Source organism: Vreelandella aquamarina (assembly GCF_900110265.1).
Taxonomy (GTDB): domain Bacteria; phylum Pseudomonadota; class Gammaproteobacteria; order Pseudomonadales; family Halomonadaceae; genus Vreelandella; species Vreelandella aquamarina.
In genome coordinates this window covers 1-16,876 of the sequence record NZ_FODB01000068.1, presented here as the reverse complement: position 1 = coordinate 16,876, position 16,876 = coordinate 1, and the positions used below count along the sequence as shown (strand labels likewise).

Annotated in this window: 13 protein-coding genes and 1 pseudogene; 9 read left to right on the top strand and 5 right to left on the bottom strand. The window is 55.9% G+C overall.

What is annotated here, in order from left to right:
* Positions 1 to 270 precede the first annotated feature (270 nt).
* From BMY49_RS17285 to BMY49_RS15190, 9 genes and pseudogenes are all read left to right on the top strand, one after another.
* Positions 271 to 453 carry a hypothetical protein gene (locus BMY49_RS17285; RefSeq protein ID WP_143058144.1) on the top strand — a complete coding sequence of 61 codons (183 nt, stop codon included), beginning with the start codon at positions 271 to 273 and terminating at the stop codon, positions 451 to 453.
* Positions 454 to 614: 161 nt separating this feature from the next.
* Entirely contained in the window at positions 615 to 1,919 is a 1,305-nt protein-coding gene (locus BMY49_RS15225) for a TolC family protein (protein ID WP_228169061.1), read from the top strand.
* Positions 1,920 to 1,954: 35 nt separating this feature from the next.
* On the top strand, positions 1,955 to 3,583 hold the full coding sequence (locus BMY49_RS15220) for an efflux RND transporter periplasmic adaptor subunit (protein WP_062363016.1): 1,629 nt from the start codon (positions 1,955 to 1,957) through the stop codon (positions 3,581 to 3,583).
* Positions 3,583 to 6,708, top strand: coding sequence for an efflux RND transporter permease subunit (locus tag BMY49_RS15215; protein ID WP_062363013.1), 3,126 nt, complete (start codon positions 3,583 to 3,585; stop codon positions 6,706 to 6,708). Before BMY49_RS15220 ends, BMY49_RS15215 begins: the two co-directional genes overlap by 1 nt.
* A 279-nt stretch (positions 6,709 to 6,987) precedes the next feature.
* A pseudogene (gene lgt, locus BMY49_RS15210) lies at positions 6,988 to 7,822 on the top strand (prolipoprotein diacylglyceryl transferase).
* 75 nt (positions 7,823 to 7,897) lie between these two features.
* Positions 7,898 to 8,236 (top strand): hypothetical protein, encoded by a 339-nt coding sequence (locus BMY49_RS15205; RefSeq protein WP_044630609.1) that lies wholly within the window; start codon positions 7,898 to 7,900, stop codon positions 8,234 to 8,236.
* 180 nt (positions 8,237 to 8,416) lie between these two features.
* Complete coding sequence (locus tag BMY49_RS15200) at positions 8,417 to 8,776, top strand: hypothetical protein (protein ID WP_197931369.1); 360 nt, start codon at positions 8,417 to 8,419, stop codon at positions 8,774 to 8,776.
* Between the two features lie 201 nt (positions 8,777 to 8,977).
* Complete coding sequence (locus tag BMY49_RS15195; RefSeq protein WP_371827834.1) at positions 8,978 to 10,267, top strand: APC family permease; 1,290 nt, start codon at positions 8,978 to 8,980, stop codon at positions 10,265 to 10,267.
* 18 nt (positions 10,268 to 10,285) lie between these two features.
* On the top strand, positions 10,286 to 10,744 hold the full coding sequence (locus tag BMY49_RS15190) for a hypothetical protein (protein WP_023007325.1): 459 nt from the start codon (positions 10,286 to 10,288) through the stop codon (positions 10,742 to 10,744).
* A 145-nt stretch (positions 10,745 to 10,889) separates the two neighbouring features.
* On the opposite strand, the gene BMY49_RS17600 is transcribed toward BMY49_RS15190, so the two are convergent.
* From BMY49_RS17600 to BMY49_RS15165, 5 genes are all read right to left on the bottom strand, one after another.
* Positions 10,890 to 11,150, bottom strand: a complete 261-nt coding sequence (locus BMY49_RS17600) for a DUF2933 domain-containing protein (RefSeq protein WP_058577548.1) — start codon at positions 11,148 to 11,150, stop codon at positions 10,890 to 10,892.
* Positions 11,147 to 13,693: a heavy metal translocating P-type ATPase gene (locus tag BMY49_RS15180; RefSeq protein ID WP_044630611.1), complete on the bottom strand. Its 2,547-nt coding sequence runs from the start codon at positions 13,691 to 13,693 to the stop codon at positions 11,147 to 11,149. Before BMY49_RS15180 ends, BMY49_RS17600 begins: the two co-directional genes overlap by 4 nt.
* 77 nt (positions 13,694 to 13,770) lie before the next feature.
* Complete coding sequence (locus BMY49_RS15175; RefSeq protein WP_023004785.1) at positions 13,771 to 14,418, bottom strand: Spy/CpxP family protein refolding chaperone; 648 nt, start codon at positions 14,416 to 14,418, stop codon at positions 13,771 to 13,773.
* A gap of 121 nt (positions 14,419 to 14,539) precedes the next feature.
* Positions 14,540 to 14,998, bottom strand: coding sequence for a hypothetical protein (locus BMY49_RS15170; RefSeq protein WP_044630612.1), 459 nt, complete (start codon positions 14,996 to 14,998; stop codon positions 14,540 to 14,542).
* Between the two features lie 27 nt (positions 14,999 to 15,025).
* On the bottom strand, positions 15,026 to 16,363 hold the full coding sequence (locus BMY49_RS15165; RefSeq protein ID WP_089675952.1) for an APC family permease: 1,338 nt from the start codon (positions 16,361 to 16,363) through the stop codon (positions 15,026 to 15,028).
* Positions 16,364 to 16,876: the final 513 nt, after the last annotated feature.

The window sequence follows — 16,876 nt, the reverse complement described above, 5'->3', positions numbered from 1 at the left end:
TATTCTAAGCGTGTCATCAAACAGGAATGGAGAGTTAAAATGAAAATCAAAACGTCACTTGCCGCCGCAATCATTAGCGTAGTTGCCATACCAGCATTCGCACACTTTGGATAGTCTGAATCTCAGGCCAAACAGCTGACGGAGGGAGTTACACCTAGTGAAATATTGACCAGAGGGTTTGCTCATGAGTATGTGCTCTCATTAAACGAAAGCTCCGAGGTCAAGATAGCTAGTGAGCACTTTCCTGGGTCATCAAACTTTGCGCTTCACATGAAAGCAAAACTGATGGACGCATCCGGCAATATCGTTTCGGAAGCTAATTCTGTCAATGGAGACTTCAAAATTGATGAGAGACTCGATGCAGGCGAGTACCGCTTGATTGTTTCAGGAGAGACGGGGGGGCTTGGGGATAGTGATACACACCGGTACAGTCTGCATGTAGACATTCAGTGATAAATTAAAGTTGGCCGGCTAATGCTGGCCAACAATTACTTTAAATGTTTCGTTTAATGATTTTAAAGTAATTAATAAACGTAGTTTTTAATGTTTGATTATTTATTTTATTAAATTTTCTGTATTTTTTTGAGCGTAATCCTTTTGTTTGGAGGGCCGCTGTGATCAAGGCTGCATTGTTATTCAGCGGTGTCTTGGGTGTCGCCTGGATGCCGGCTATTGCTGTTGCCGGAAGTGAAACGGACAATTTACAAAAAGCGATACAGATAGCCATTGATCAGGACCCCTGGTTAACCGGAAGTGCGTCCATTGAAACCGCCCTTGAGAACGAGGCCATTGCATCGGCCCAGCTCCCTGATCCCCAGATTTCATTGAAAGCGGGAAATCTGCCGGTTGATACCTTTGACTTGAATCAAGAAGGTATGACCCAGTTCAGCGTAGGAATCAGTCAGAAATTTCCCAGAGGAGATAGCCTGGCGCTTGCCAAGCAACAAAAGCAGCAGCTTGCCGCCCAACAGCCGATGTTGCGGCAGGATAGGGAAGCCAGAGTCGAGGCTACGGTTAGCCAGCTTTGGCTGGAGGCCACTCGTGCTCAGCTGAGCATCAGTCGGATAGAGCGTGATCGTAGCTTGTTTGAGCAGCTAGCGGAGGTGGCCGAGGTGAGCTATGCGTCCGCCTTCGGAATGACCCGCCAAGACGATGTGATTCGTGCTCAGTTGGAGCTGACTCGCCTGGAGGATCGCTTGACCGATCTCAGACAGCAACAAGAGGCAGAAGAGCGGCAGTTAACTGAATGGTTGGGGAGTGAGGCGATGCTACCGATAGCGGAAGACTTCCCCGAGCTTGTTTTGGTAGAGCCAAGCCTCTTCACTGACGCTGAACGTCCCAGTCGTCAGCTGTGGTATGAGCGAGTGAGGCGTCACCCTGCAGTGCTGGCATTGGAGCAGAAGATAGATGCCATGGAGACTGGGGTCGATGTGGCGAGGCAGCAGTACAAACCAGAATGGGGTGTATCGGCACAGTACGGCTACCGCGAGGACGACCCTATGGGCGGACGCCGGTCCGACCTGTTCTCTGTGGGAGTGGCCTTCGATCTACCTGTGTTCACGGAAAATCGTCAGGACAAGAATGTCGCAGCAGCGGCATCACGTCATGAAGCGGTCCGGTACGAGAGAGAAACCTTGGTTCGTGAATTGATTGCCCAGCTGGAAACCAATTGGGTTAAGTTGGCGCGCCTCGATGAACGATTAACCCTGTATACGCAACGATTATTGCCCGAGCTGAGCGAGCAGGCCGAAGCCTCTCTGAATGCCTATAACAATGACGATGGTGATTTTGCAGAAGCCGTGCGGGCACGAATTGATGAAACCAATGCGAGTGTGGAGCTCATAGGCCTGAAAGCCCAACGACTCAAGGTGATCTCGGATATCAACTACCTGCTGTCCCAAGGCACGTCTTCACGCTAACTCACGACTTCTCAAGTCTGGAATGAGACATCACGATGAATCAAATGGGTAGGTACTTTTTCGTTATATCGTTAGGCGTCCTGTTGGGCGTGTCCGGCAGTATGGTTCTGGGAGGGAAGACATTCGTCCTGAACGCAGTAGAAACGGCTATTGGAAAAGATAGTAATAAGACTGGTGGGGAAGAGAGTGGAGAACGCACTCCCCTTTACTGGGTGGCGCCGATGGATCCCAACTACAAGCGAGACAAGCCTGGAAAATCCCCGATGGGGATGGATCTAGTGCCTGTTTATGATGATCAAGACGAAGGGGACACCCCAGGAACAGTCAAGATTTCTCCTGATGTCGTCAACAATTTTGGTGTTAAAACGGGCGTTGTCGAAAAGGATACATTTGACGCCACGGTAAGGACAGTTGGCTATGTCCAATACGATGAAGACAAGTTGGTGCATATCCACCCCCGCGTCGAGGGGTGGATAGAAAAGTTATTTGCCAAGTCCGAAGGCGATCGTGTTACCCAAGGTCAACCGCTCTACTCGATCTATTCGCCGACGCTCGTGAATGCACAGGAAGAATTGTTGCTTGCAATGAACCGCGGCAACCAACGTCTGATTTCTGCCGCCTTGGAAAGGCTGCGCGCGTTACAGGTGCCCAATGAGGCTATCCAGAAGCTAAGGGACAGTCGTCAAGTGAGTCAGGCGATCATCTTGCGTGCGCCCCAAAGTGGCGTCCTGGATAATTTGCAGGTGCGTGAAGGAATGTTCGTACAGCCAGGAATGAGCATGATGAGTATTGGCGTTCTTGATCATGTGTGGGCTGTCGGAGAGGTGTTTGAGCGCCAGGCAGCGTTGATCGCTGAGGGAGATGAGGTTCGCATGACTCTTGACTATCTACCCGAACGGGAGTGGACAGGGGTGGTGGACTATATATATCCAAGTATTGATAGTGAGACGCGTACGGCTCGTGTAAGGGTGCGTTTCGCTAACGATGACCTGGCGCTAAAACCTGGAATGTTTTCTCAGCTGACCATTATGTCAAACACGACGTTGGAGGCATTGCAAATACCCCGTGAGGCCTTGATTCGCACCGGAAGCCAGTCGCGTGTCGTTCTTGCATTGGGTGATGGAAAATTCAAATCGATCGAAGTCGACGTTGGACGCGTGGGTTGGGAAACCGTCGAGATATTATCGGGCCTTGAGGAGGGCGATCGCATCGTTACGTCGGCTCAGTTCCTTCTGGATTCCGAGTCAAGTCGAACATCAGACTTTCGACGAATGGACCATAGTGACAGTGCTGAAGAGGCCGATGAGAATTCCCTTGTTGAGACCGTATGGGTGCCAGCACGCATCGAAGATGTCATGCCAGATCATGGCATGGTGACGCTATCCCATGCCCCCATCGCGGCGTGGAACTGGCCGGCCATGAGCATGGATTTCCAGGTTGCTGATACGGTTAGCCTTGAACAGCTGAAAGACGGTATGGACATCCATGCCGAACTCGAACGGATTGCGGAAGACAAGTTCGCTCTACGCGGTGTGCATGTTGACGATGATAAGACTAAAGCACCCAGCGATGAGGGCATGGATCACGGAGAAACCAGTAATGCGGAACGCGGCCAGCAAGACGCGATGAGCCATCAAAGCCATGCAACTGGGGAGAGCAAGTAATGATTCCTGCGTTGATCCGTTGGTCAATAAGCAACCGTTTTCTCGTGCTTCTTGCTGCCGTGATTCTGGCGGGGGCGGGAATCTATTCAGTCAAGAATACCCCGATTGATGCTCTACCGGACTTGTCAGATGTGCAGGTGATCATCAAGACCAACTACCCGGGCCAGGCTCCGCAGGTCGTCGAAGATCAAGTCACCTACCCGCTCACCACGGCCATGCTGTCGGTTCCCGGGGCAGTAACGGTACGCGGCTACTCCTTCTTCGGCGACTCCTACGTCTATGTGATTTTCGACGAAGACACCGATCCCTACTGGGCGCGCTCCCGTGTGCTGGAGTACCTTTCTCAGGTAGCGCCCACGCTGCCGGACAGTGCGCGCCCACAGCTTGGCCCTGATGCCACTGGCGTGGGTTGGGTCTATCTCTACGCTCTGATCGACAGGACCGGCCAACATGACCTCAGTGAGCTGCGCAGCCTGCAAGACTGGTTCCTGAAGTATGAGCTTCAGACCGTATCGGGCGTTTCTGAAGTCGCGGCGCTTGGCGGCATGGTCAAGCAATACCAAGTGGTGGTGGATCCGGAGAAACTGCGTGCCTTCGACATCCCGCTGGCCCACATCCAGACTGCCATACAGCGGGCCAATCAGGAGGTTGGCGCCTCGGTCGTTGAGATGGCCGAAGCCGAGTATATGGTGCGCGCCACTGGTTATATCCAGAGTCGTGAGGATCTTGCCAGTATTCCGCTGGGTGTGGATGACAACGGAACGCCTCTGCTGCTCAAGGATGTTGCCGACATTGGAGTGGGACCCCAGATGCGCCGTGGCATTGCCGAATTGAACGGGGAAGGTGAGACCGTCGGCGGCATCGTCGTCATGCGCACAGGAGAGAATGCCCAGAAAACGATCGATGGCGTCAAGGCCAAGCTTGAGCAGCTCCAGTCCAGCCTGCCGGAGGGGGTGGAGGTCGTGACGGTCTACGACCGTTCAGGCTTGATCGAGAAGGCGGTGGACAACCTGTTGCGTGGTCTGCTCGAGGAACTGGCCATCGTGGCGTTGGTGTGCGTACTCTTTCTGTTCCACCTGCGCTCTGCACTGGTGGCGATGATCAGCCTACCGATGGGCATTCTCACTGCCTTCATCATCATGAACTGGCAAGGTATGAACGCCAACATCATGTCGCTTGCGGGTATCGCCATTGCGATCGGGGCCATGATCGATGGTGCCGTCGTGTTGATCGAGAACTTGCACAAGCACATGGAGCGTACACCGCTGACGTCCGAAAACCGGTGGAAGGTGGTGGCCGATTCGGCGGTGGAGGTGGGGCCGGCGCTTTTCTTCAGCTTGCTGATCATCACTGTCAGCTTTGTTCCTGTCTTTACCCTCGAGGCCCAAGAGGGGCGGATGTTCTCGCCGCTCGCCTTCACCAAGACCTATGCCATGGCAGCCAGTGCCGGGTTGGCGGTCACCTTGGTTCCGGTGCTGATGGGCTACTTAATCCGTGGCCGCGTAATTCCTGAGCACAAGAATCCGGTCAATCGATTGCTGGTCGGGGTCTATATGCCAGTACTCAAGGCAGTATTGAGTTTCCCGAAGACGACGATCGCCTTGGTGCTGGCGATAACCCTGGTGGGTTTCTGGCCGGTCAGCAAGATTGGCAGCGAGTTTATTCCACCCCTGGATGAAGGCGACTTGATGTACATGCCGACCACTTATCCAGGGCTGTCGATCGGCAAGGCGCGGGAGCTCCTTCAGCAGACCGATAAACTGATTGCCAGCGTACCGGAGGTGGACACGGTGTTTGGCAAGATCGGACGGGCCGACACGGCTACCGACCCTGCGCCGCTGACCATGGTCGAGACTTTCATTCAGCTCAAACCGCGGGACGAGTGGCGAGAGGGGATGACCACCGACAAGCTCAAGAAGGAACTCGACAGCCTGGTGCGGATACCGGGGGTATCCAATGCCTGGGTGATGCCCATCTCGACGCGCATCGATATGCTGGCAACCGGGATCAAGACGCCGGTGGGCATCAAGGTGGGCGGAGAAGATCTCAAGCAGATTCAGTCCATCGGACAGCAGCTGGAGACGATCCTTGCCGATGTTCCCGGTACTGCGTCGGTCTATTCCGAGCGGGTGGCCGGAGGTCGCTATATCAAGGTTGATATCAACCGCGCTCAGGCGGCGCGCTATGGCCTGAACATTGCCGACGTGCAACAAGTGGTGGCGACCGCTATCGGTGGTCAGAACATCACTCAGACCATCGAGGGCTTGGAGCGCTACCCGGTCAACCTGCGCTACCCACAGGATTACCGGGACTCCCCCGAGCGACTGGCCGAGCTGCCGATCGTGACCGCCAATGGGCAGCGCATCGCTCTAGCCGACGTGGCGGACATCTACGTGGAGGACGGACCACCGGCGATCAAGAGCGAGAACGCACGTCCCAACGGTTGGACCTTCGTGGATATCGAAGGCGTGGATGTCGGTACCTATGTGCAGCGCGCCATGGACGTCGTGGCGGACGAGCTCGATTTGCCCGCCGGTTATTCGGTGACGTGGTCCGGGCAGTATGAATACATGTTGCGTGCCAAAGAGAAGTTGAGCTATGTGGTGCCTCTCACATTGGCAATCATAGTGATCCTGCTCTACATGAGTTTCAAACGCTTCAGTGAGGTAGCCATCATCATGGGCACGCTGCCGCTGGCCATGGTAGGGGCTATCTGGTTGATGTACCTGCTGGGCTATAACTTCTCCGTGGCCGTGGGAGTGGGGTTTATCGCTCTGGCCGGGGTGGCAGTCGAGATCGGAGTGATCATGCTCGTATATCTCAACCAGGCCTATCAGCAGATGCTCGAGGGCTGCCAACACAAGGGAGTACAACCCCGTCGGGAGACTCTTCGCCACGCCGTGCTGCACGGTGCTGCTCTCAGGGTGAGACCGGTAATGATGACATCGGTCTCGACCATTGCCGGTCTTCTGCCACTGATGTACAGCTCCGGCACGGGTTCCGAGGTGGTCAGCCGCATTGCGGCCCCGATGGTGGGGGGGATGTTGAGCGCAGTGATACTGACGCTTCTGGTGTTGCCCTGTGTCTACTACCTGTGGAAATGCCGCCATGTGAATCATGCATAACGTCAGGATCGACAAGGCTGGGTGGCACATTCTAGATACGCGAATGCCGTATCTCGAGGGCTCCCAGCCTAACACGAATCGTCAGTGGTACTTGATGTGAGGTGCACTAGCGATGCCCCCTGGAATTAGGTTGAATTTGCACTTCGTGAGTCAAGATTCAGTTTGTATTCAGGCCATTAGGCTATGCTGGTAGATAAGAAAGCACGCTTGGCTATTTGCTAACCCGCTGGCGTAGCGTCGAGCGATTCATAGAAGCCTGAAGGGCGCGAGGAAATTGCCATGATTGCGTACCCACAGATCGATCCAGTGGCATTTTCCCTCGGACCGGTACAGCTACATTGGTATGGCCTAATGTACGTGGTGGGGCTGACGGCCGCATGGTGGCTGGGGCGGCGGCGAGCGCACCGCCTCGGCTTGACCCATGATGATATCGGCGACCTGATCTTCTATGGCGCTCTGGGCGTCATCATTGGAGGGCGCTTGGGCTATGTGCTGTTCTACGGGCTCGACCAGCTGATAGCCAACCCCCTATGGCTTTTCAAGATTTGGGAAGGGGGCATGAGTTTCCATGGAGGTCTTGCCGGCGTGCTGGTAGCCGCCTGGCTGTTCGCTCGCCGTCACCGCCTGGCTGTTCGCTCGCCGTCACCGCCTGGCCTACCTTCAGCTGACCGATTTCATCGCCCCGCTGGTGCCGATCGGTCTGGGGGCAGGGCGTCTGGGCAACTTCATCAATCACGAGTTGCCGGGGAGGGCCAGCGACGTGCCCTGGGCGATGATCTTCCCTCCCATGCTGGGCTTGGGGCCTGAACCCCGCCATCCATCAGCACTCTACGAGTTTGCCCTGGAGGGTGTGGTGCTGTTTGTCGTGTTGTGGTGGGTGTCACGGAAACCGCAAACTCAAGGGCTTATCTCGGGTCTATTCCTGCTTCTGTATGGCACCTTCCGTTTCATCGTGGAGTTTGTGCGCTTACCCGATCCTCAATTGGGCTTCATCGCCTTTGATTGGCTCACTATGGGACAGTTGTTGACGGTACCAATGTTGGCAGCAGGTGCGTTCCTGGTCACCACTGCATGTCGTAGTCAGCGAACCATGGTTGCTACATCGGACCGATAAGCAAGACAAGTGATATGAGGTATGTCGATAATATTGGAAGAACGTTAACGATATTACAGTACGAGGAGAATTCTCATGGCACACAGAGAGCATCGGTTGGGAGTTTCTGAAACGACCTTGGTGAACCGACACTTAAAGCTTGATTCCAGCGATCTGGATGCGGTGAAAGCGGCTGTTGCAGATATTGATGAGCTATACGGGCTAGACAGTGTTTCGTTCGATGAGAAGAAACTAAAGCTTCACCTGGCCTATGATGCCTCACGTCTCTGCCTCGACTGCGTCGAAGATATTCTCGACAAATATGCGGTCGAAATCAGTCGTGGTTGGTGGAACCGCTTCAAGGAGGAGCATTATCGATTTGTTGACCAAAACATAAAAGATAATGCAAAGAAGGAGCCTTGGAGCTGCCATTGAATGGTATTCACATCTATACGCAAGGCTAGCCTCTATACGCAAGGCTAGCCTCAGGGTAAGCGCTGCAGGAAACTACGCGTGGTCCGCTCGGCTAGGGAGCTTCATGTAGCGTTATTTGCCTTTCTGCTGAATCTTCCCTGGGAGTTTCTTCAGGTTCCGTTGTATGCGGGCATGCCTGTGATGCCACATTGGGAAGCTGTGCAGGCTTGTATCCAGGCAGCCCTTGGCGATGTATTGATCACGTTGATGGCGTATTGGTCGGTGGCCGTATGGCATCGACGTCATGACTGGCTTCGGGGCTATGGGGCCAAGGAGTGCGTGGGCTTCGTGCTGGTGGGCGTCGGTATCACGGTGGCGATGGAGTGGCACGCTACGCTATTCAGTCAACGGTGGGAGTATGCGCAGCTGATGCCCCGTGTGCCGTGGTTGGGCACGGGCCTCTCGCCGTTACTACAGTGGTTGATCTTGCCGCCGTTGATGCTGTGGATGGCGCGTCGTCATCGGTTAGGTTCGGAGGTTGTATCCAAAGAAAATAATTGACTATTGGGTAGCGCATAGGTTCTACACTTTGATTTCAATGTATCTAACCACACTCTACCATTTGTCATCTGGTGAGTCTCAGAGCGTCAAGAGGGCTTTCGGTAGGGTCTGGTTTCATTCACCCAGGAGAGAGGTGATGGAGTCTATGGATAGAACGCCACAGTACAAGCAGAATAGCCTCACAAGCAGAATAGCCTCTCACTGGTCGGTGCGATTGCCTTAGGGACCGGGGTCATGATTGGCGCTGGTATTTTTGCTTTGACGGGACAGATGGCCGAGATGACGGGAGTGCTTTTCCCGTTAGCCTTCTTGTCAGCGGCACTAATCGTCTCTTTCAGTGCTTATTCCTACGTGAAAATGTCCAATGCCTATCCGTCAGCTGGTGGTATTGGCATGTACCTCAGCAAGGCTTATGGACCAACTCTGACCACCGCTTTCCATGCGCTTTTAATGTATTTCTCCATGGTGATAGCACAAAGCTTTTTGGCGAGAACCTTTGGGTCCTACACGCTAGAGCTTTTCGATTTTGGGGATAGGTCACTGCTTGTCCCCTTATTGGGTGTTGCGCTGCTGATATCTGCATTTTTACTAAACCTCTCCGCCAACAAGCTGATTCAGGGTGTTGCGTCAGTACTCGGGTTCATAAAAATTGGTGGGATCATCTTGTTCGGGGTCGTCGGTGTCATCATCGCCGACTCGGTCGGCATGGAAACCTCGGCGTCGACGCCCGAGGGATCTCTGTCAGGCTTTCTAGGAGCAACCGCGTTGGGGATCCTGGCCTTCAAGGGGTTCACGACGATCACCAATAGTGGTTCAGAGATAAAAGATCCCCATCGCAACGTCGGCAGGGCGATCATGATCTCGATCGCCCTGTGTGTGGTGATCTATGCGCTGGTGGGCTTCGCTGTCGCCAGTAATCTGTCGCTGAGCGAGATAATCGAAACGAAAGATTATTCGTTGGCGGCTGCTGCCCGTCCTGCGCTGGGGGAGGCCGCCGTCTGGTTCACCGTCATTCTCGCCATGCTGGCCACCGCGGGTGGTATCATTGCCAGTATATTTGCGGTCTCACGCATGTTGGCAATGCTGACGGAAATGGAACTGGTGCCGCATCGTCACTTTCATATGCCAGGCAGTATCCAGAAGCATACCCTGGTTTATACGGTCGTGCTTGGTTTGGTTCTGACGGCTTTCTTTGACCTTAGCCGTATCGCAGCACTTGGTATCACTTTTTACTTGATCATGGATATTGCTGTTCATTGGGGAGTGTTGCGTCATCTTCGCAAGGAGGTCGGTGCCAACCCAATCGTGCTGGTTATTGCGATACTGCTGGATGCCGTCGTGCTGGCAGGCTTCCTTTGGGTGAAAGCGACGACAGATCCCCTGGTGCTAATCGTCGCAACGATTGTCATGGCGGCTATCTTGATTGCCGAGGGACTCTTTTTGTCTCGTAACGGCGCTTCTAGTTCAAACGATAATACTCATTCTCATTAACTATTAAGGATAAGGATCATGGAGGTTCGGACCTTTGGTGACCTGATTGACTGGACACGGCAGCTGCATGAGCATTTGGCGCGCTGTCTTTCTCACTGTGCCGATCATAATGAAGAAGAGCGTGCCAAGATGCTCCTTAATTATCTGGCAGCTCATGAGCATGAGATGGAGTATGTTGTTGGTGAGTTAAAGAGTAGAGCGGACCCCAAAGCATTGAATACCTATGTATATGATTATCTGGAACACAGGCCGATCCGGACGCATCGGACCTGTGATGCACCCTATGCTGCGCTGGGTTTCAATGAAATCTGTCGGGAGATTTTCGACTTCCATGATCAAGTGACAGATCTCTATCGTAACTTGGTTGGCAAGGCGGAGATTCCTGAAGCAAGGGAGTTGCTTGAATCCCTTCTTGAGCTGGAACAGCATGAAGCGATGCGCCTTGTTCGGCAGACTGGGAGGATGGACGATCTGTAAGAAAATGATGTCTGGATCTGTTATAACTGCCTGATCGCCACCCTCGGCATAACATCTGTCCTGACTGTTCCTAATGTAACGTACCAGAACGGCATCGGCATTGCGTGTCTGGCATCGATGCCGATTGTCCTGTTTTTTATATCTGCTATTCATCTCGGTCGCGCTGATCATGCCCGACATGACGGTGCATCAGGAAGTGCATGCCGAGACAGAGGGCCAGGGGCAGCAGCAGCCAGGCGCCGCTGCTCAGTGATTGCCCGCCCCACATGAACAGCAGCACGGCGCCTCCCATCAGCACCACGCAGGCGGTCATCATCCATTTATGGAGTGCCGCGGTAGGGGAAGACGGCTCTTTCTGTGATTCGGCCTCTCCCGAGGGGGGCTTGGTGGATTCTGGTCGTTTCATGAGCGGTCGCCTTTGGCTTGGACCGATGGGGTGGCAGTGGAAGGCTCTCCGCGGGGCTGCTCACGGGCGTAACGCCGCTTGAGCAGCAGCGAGTTGCCGATCACCGAGAGGGAGCTGGTGGTCATGGCGATGACGCCGATCATCGGGTGCAACAGGCCGATGGCGGCGATGGGGATGGCGGCCACGTTATAGGCGCTGGCCCAGATCAGGTTCTGGACGATCTTGGCGAAGGTGGCTCGCGAGAGGTGCATGGCGTCCACCACGGCGGTGAGCTCGCCGCGTACCAGGGTCACGTCCGCCGCCTCGATGGCCACGTCGGCCCCGGCACCGATGGCGATGCCCACGTTGGCCTGCTTCAGTGCCGCGGCGTCGTTGATGCCGTCGCCGACCATGGCCACGTGGTTGCCGTGTTGTTCCTGCAGCGCGCGGATGGCATCAACCTTGCCTTCCGGCAGCACACCGGCCTGGACCTCGTCGATGCCCACCTCTTCAGCCACGGCGCGGGCGGCGCGTTCGTTGTCGCCGGTGATCATCACCACGTGCAGACCGAGATCATGCATGCCGCGGATGGCCTCCACCGACTCCTGCTTGAGGGTGTCGGCCACGGCCACTAGGCCGAGTGCCTGGCCGTCGGCGGCGACGATTACCACGGTGCGGCCCTTGCCCTCGAGCTCGCCCATGGCGTCATCCAGGGCCTCGAGGCCGGTCACGCCTTCCTCTTCCAGCAACCGGCGATTGCCGATCAGCACCACTTCGTCGCCCACCTTGCCCGAGACACCGCGCGCACCGGTGGAACGGAACTCGCTGACCTCGCCGGGTTTCACATCGCGCTCCCGGGCACCATCGACGATAGCCCGGGCGATGGGGTGCTCCGAGGCGTTCTCCACGCTCGCCGCCAGGGTGAGCAGGCGGTTTTCGTCGGCGCCTTCGGCGACGACGGCCTCGGTGAGTTTTGGTTCGCCGCGGGTGATGGTGCCGGTCTTGTCGAGCACCATCACTTTGACGTCCTTGAAGGTCTGGATCGCTTCGCCGGAGCGGATCAGGATGCCACGCTCGGCACCGATGCCGGAGCCGACCATCAGCGCCGTGGGGGTGGCCAGGCCCAGCGCGCATGGACAGGCGATGACTAGCACTGCGATGGCGGCGAGAATCGCCAGCACCGGCGTGGCGGCCTCGGGGTTCACCCAGGGCAGGAAGGTCGCACCCCAGTCGAGTATCGGTCGCAGGGCATCCGGGAATAGCGCCCAGGCCACCAGGCTGGCCAGAGCGATGGCCAGCACCGCCGGTACGAAGCGGCCGGTCATGCGATCGGCGAATTCCTGGATCGGTACCCGCGAGCCCTGAGCCTGGTCGATCAGCCGCACCACTTGGGAGAGGAAGGTATCGCCGCCGACGCGGGTCGCCTTGACCCGCAAGCGTCCCTCCTTGTTGATGGTGGCACCGATCACGCTGTCCCCGGTGCTCTTGTAGACCGGTATCGACTCGCCGGTGGCGATGGACTCGTCGAGATGGCTCTCGCCCTCGACCACCTCGCCGTCGGTGGGGATCTTGTCGCCGGGGCGCACGACCATGATGTCGCCCGGGGCCAGCTCCTTCACCGCCACCTCGACTTCCTCGCCATCGCGCTCGACGCGTGCTGTCTTGGCACCCAGGGTCATTAGGCGGCGGATGGCCTGGGAGGCGCGTCCCTTGGCGAGTGCCTCCAGGTAACGGCCCAGCAGGTGGAAGGTCATGATGGTGGCGGCCATCTCGATGAATGAGGTCATGGGGTAGACGAAGCCGACTAGGCCGATCAAGTAGGGCGGCAGGCTGCCCATGGAGATCAGCACGTCCATGTTGAAGGTGCCGTTCTTCAGCGAGCGCCAGGTCGACTTGTGGGTGGCGATACCGCCATAGAGAAACACCACCGGGAAGGCCAGCACGGCGATGATGGCCAGGTAGCCGGGAATCGGCTGCCAGAACATGTGCGGCATCATCAGCAGCATGATCAGGGTGGTGGGTACCGCAGCGATGATCAGCCGCTTGCGGGCCTGGGAAAGATAGGCCTCCTCGATCTCGGCGTCGCTGTCGGCATCCTCCGCCTCGTCGGCCTGCACGGCGGCCACCTCATAGCCGGCCCCTTCCACGGCGCGCTTGAGCGCATCGCCATCGGGGCCATCGGCGGCAATACTCACAGAGACGCGATGGCTGGCGATATTGGTGTCGATTGATTCGATACCCTCGAGCCGCTCCAGGGTACTGCGGATGATGCCGGCGCAGTGGTCCGAGCCCATGCCGGGAACGGTCAGGCGGACCTGTTGCATGCCGGTACCACCACTGACGGCGGCCACGTCATAGCCGGCGCCTTCGACGGCTTCCTTCAAGGTGTCGCCGTCGGGCCCGCCTGCTTCGATGGTCACGCTGACATGGTGGTTGGCGATATTGGTCTGGATCTCGCCCACGCCATCGAGGCGTTCCAGCGTCTTGCGCACGATGCCGGCACAGTGGTCACTGCCCATGCCGGGGACCGTCAGGGTGATCGTGTTGGGGGGTGAATCGCTCATCGCTTGTCTCCTGCGGGCGTTGCCGAGTGGACGGCCAACAATGGCCGTCCTGTTGCCTGAGTCTGTGACACTCCCGGTCAGTGATGGGCCTCGTGGTCCTCGGGGTCGACGTCACTCTCAGGGGTGGCCTGCTGAAGCTGCTGGCGTTGCTCGTCGGTGAGCAGGTCGTTCATGGTATTTTCCAGACGCACCCTCTCGGCCATCATCTCGCCGTGAAGCTCGGCCATCCGACCGTGCAGGGCCTGGACCTCCTCAGGATCGGGGCGCTCGCCGCGCATCTCCGCCATCAGGTCCTCGCGTAGGTTCATCAGGCGGCCCATGCGCTCGAACTGGGCGGGGCGATGCTCCTGCATCAGCGCGCGCATCTCGTCGTGCTGCTCCGGGTCGAGCACCTCCCGCATCATGCCCATGCCGGCGCCTCCCATCATCGGGCAGGTCATCATCCCGCCACCCATCATGCCTTTCATCATGCCGGGCCCCATGCCGCCCTGGCCGCCACTCATCATTCCCCCCATCATGCCGGGCCCCATGTCGCCCTGGCCGCCGCCCATCATTCCGCCCATCATGTCAGGGCCCATGCCGCCTTGGCCGCCGCTGCCGCCCGTCATGCCGCTACCCTGATTGGGCTGATTGGTCGGCATGCTCTGGGCGAGAGCGATGCCGCTACCACTGGCACCGAGTGCCAGGGCGAGTCCGAGAGCGAGAGTATGCTTGCGAATTTCCATGATCCTTCTCCTAGCGAGCTGTTGGGCCCATTCAGGCCCTTTGCTGACATTATTCGGCTACGTGCTGCACAGAGGTCAATCCCATGTAACAGTGACTTTCACCTTTGTCTCGTTATGGTCTTCAGACATCGTTCATTCTCCCCGTTTGGCGAACAAGGCGCATGGCTTCGTGCTCTTCAAGTGCTAAAAGGGAATCTAAGAGCTCTTTAGCCTCAGGAATTTCCGCTTTGCCAACGAGGGTTCGATAAAGGTTTATCGTTTGTTCATGGAAATCAAAAACCTCTCGGCAAATGTCGTCAACACTTAGCGTGGAATAGGGCGCATCGCAGGTACGATGCGTACGGATAGGTTTATGCTCCAAATAGTCATAAACGTAGGTTTTTAATGCTTTCGCGTCAACAGTCTGTTCAAAGCGCGCCACAACGCGCTGCATTTCCGCTTCCTGTGCAGCTAAGTAATTGAGCAACATGCGAGCGCGCTCTTCTTCGTGTATATCGGCGCAATGAGCAAGGCAAGCTGCAAGATGCTCGTGTAACTGACGGGTCCAATCGATCAATTCACCAAAGGTTCTAACGTCCATTTGGTACCTCCTATAACGCTATTAACGTTAATGAGTGTGAGAGTGCTCGCTATCGTTTGAAGCGTCGCGTTTGGATAGGAAAATCCATTCGCCGAGTAAAAGAGTAGCCATTACTACGCCAGCAACGATGAGCACCATGGGGTCCGAAATGGCTTTTACCCATAAAAAGCCGATTAACACGACAGCATCTAGTAGTATGGCAATGCTAGGAATAACAGGATTAGCCCCCACTCTGTCCTTGAGATGACGAAGCACACCCCAGTGGATGGCCATATCCATGATCAGGTAGAAAATGATGCCTAATGCTGCGATGCGGCTCAGGTCAAAAAAAGCGGTGAGCACTAAGCCAAATACGATGGTGTACACCAGTGTATGCTTTTGTACACTGCCGGGCATGTGGAAATGGCGGTGAGGAACCAGCTTCATTTCTGTCAGCATGGCGAGCATGCGTGAAACGGCAAAGACGCTGGCGATGATACCGCCCGCCGTTGCTAACATGGCGAGAATGACGGTAAACGCAACTGCCGCTTCACCCAGTGCGGGACGGGCAGCGGCGGCCAGGGAGTAGTCTTGGGTTTCGATAATTTCAGGCAAAGATAGGTTGCTGGCAACGGCAAAACCGACAAGGGCATAGATCACCACGCATAGCGCAATCGAGATCGTGATAGCTTTGCCAAGATTCCGCTTAGGATCTTTAAGCTCCGAACCACTATTGGTAATCGTCGTGAAGCCTTTAAATGCCAGTATGCCGAGCGCCGTAGCACCTAAAAAGCCCGTTATCGTAGGCGTAGGTGCATCGTTGCCAGCACCCATTTCGATGGAGTCGGCAATAAACACGCCGACAATACCAAACACTATAATGCCACCTATTTTGATAAATCCGAGCACCGAGGCGACGGTCTCGATCAAGCGGTTGGCGGATAAATTGATCAAAAAGGCTATTAGCAGTAAACCAACCCCGAGTAGGGGCACAAATAGTGAACGATCCCCCAGGTCAAACAACTCAAGCGTGTAGGCACCAAACGTTCTCGCCAAAAAACTCTGTGCGATCACCATGGAAAAATACATCAGGAGGGCATGAAAGGCGGTGGGAAGCGTCGGGCCATACGCTTTCTGTAAATACATGCCAATCCCACCTGCTGATGGGAAGGTATTGGACATTTTAACGTAAGAATAAGCGCTGAAAGAGACAATGACGGCAGCGGCCAGAAAGGCTAGAGGAAATAGCCGACCAGTCATTTCGGCCATTTGGCCGGTTAGCGCAAAAATACCGGCCCCAATCATCACGCCGGTGCCTAATGCAACGGCACCGACCAACGAAAGACTGTTTTCTTTATATTGTGGCGTTCTATCCTGCCCAACCATGAAAGCGACTCCTTGTATTAACGGCAACCACAGCAGCAATAACTGCCGAGGACTCCTGTGCGGTGTTTTTTGATGCTATATAAATTAAAAATAGAACCTATGTGCAGCCACATGGCAAATGACTAACGGAAGGTCTGATTTTGCGAGGCCACAGGCAAGCAGCTCTTACCCTAACCTGAATCCGTGAAGCCGGCGCCGACACTTTCCCTATCACCGCCAGCGAGCACTTTTTGATCATTCGCCCCGTGCAAGTTGGCTTTCGCAAGCCCGTTATTGCCAAAACCCACCGTGCTGATCGGTGCTGACGGCCCGTTTTGTCATGCCTTTCCACCCGCCAGGCACGACATATCTGGCGATCGCGTGTCGCTTGGAACTGCTTGTGGATAGAGTGTCGCCGATTGACGGTCAGCATGGCGTTCCTCGTGGATAACGCAGTCGGCTCCGCAGCGTCTTGAGCACCGTCATGCGCCCGATATCCTGCCCGAAGTCGAGGATGATCTGCCGTGCCTTGTG

Excerpts from the sequence above, each read along its gene's own strand:
- BMY49_RS17285 (WP_143058144.1), top strand. The coding sequence starts at position 271 with ATGAAAGCAAAACTGATGGACGCATCCGGCAATATCGTTTCGGAAGCT.
- BMY49_RS15220 (WP_062363016.1), top strand. The coding sequence starts at position 1,955 with ATGAATCAAATGGGTAGGTACTTTTTCGTTATATCGTTAGGCGTCCTG.
- BMY49_RS15215 (WP_062363013.1), top strand. The coding sequence starts at position 3,583 with ATGATTCCTGCGTTGATCCGTTGGTCAATAAGCAACCGTTTTCTCGTG.
- BMY49_RS15205 (WP_044630609.1), top strand. The coding sequence starts at position 7,898 with ATGGCACACAGAGAGCATCGGTTGGGAGTTTCTGAAACGACCTTGGTG.
- BMY49_RS15200 (WP_197931369.1), top strand. The coding sequence starts at position 8,417 with ATGCCACATTGGGAAGCTGTGCAGGCTTGTATCCAGGCAGCCCTTGGC.
- BMY49_RS15190 (WP_023007325.1), top strand. The coding sequence starts at position 10,286 with ATGGAGGTTCGGACCTTTGGTGACCTGATTGACTGGACACGGCAGCTG.
- BMY49_RS17600 (WP_058577548.1), bottom strand. The coding sequence starts at position 11,150 with ATGAAACGACCAGAATCCACCAAGCCCCCCTCGGGAGAGGCCGAATCA.
- BMY49_RS15180 (WP_044630611.1), bottom strand. The coding sequence starts at position 13,693 with ATGAGCGATTCACCCCCCAACACGATCACCCTGACGGTCCCCGGCATG.
- BMY49_RS15175 (WP_023004785.1), bottom strand. The coding sequence starts at position 14,418 with ATGGAAATTCGCAAGCATACTCTCGCTCTCGGACTCGCCCTGGCACTC.
- BMY49_RS15170 (WP_044630612.1), bottom strand. The coding sequence starts at position 14,998 with ATGGACGTTAGAACCTTTGGTGAATTGATCGATTGGACCCGTCAGTTA.
- BMY49_RS15165 (WP_089675952.1), bottom strand. The coding sequence starts at position 16,363 with ATGGTTGGGCAGGATAGAACGCCACAATATAAAGAAAACAGTCTTTCG.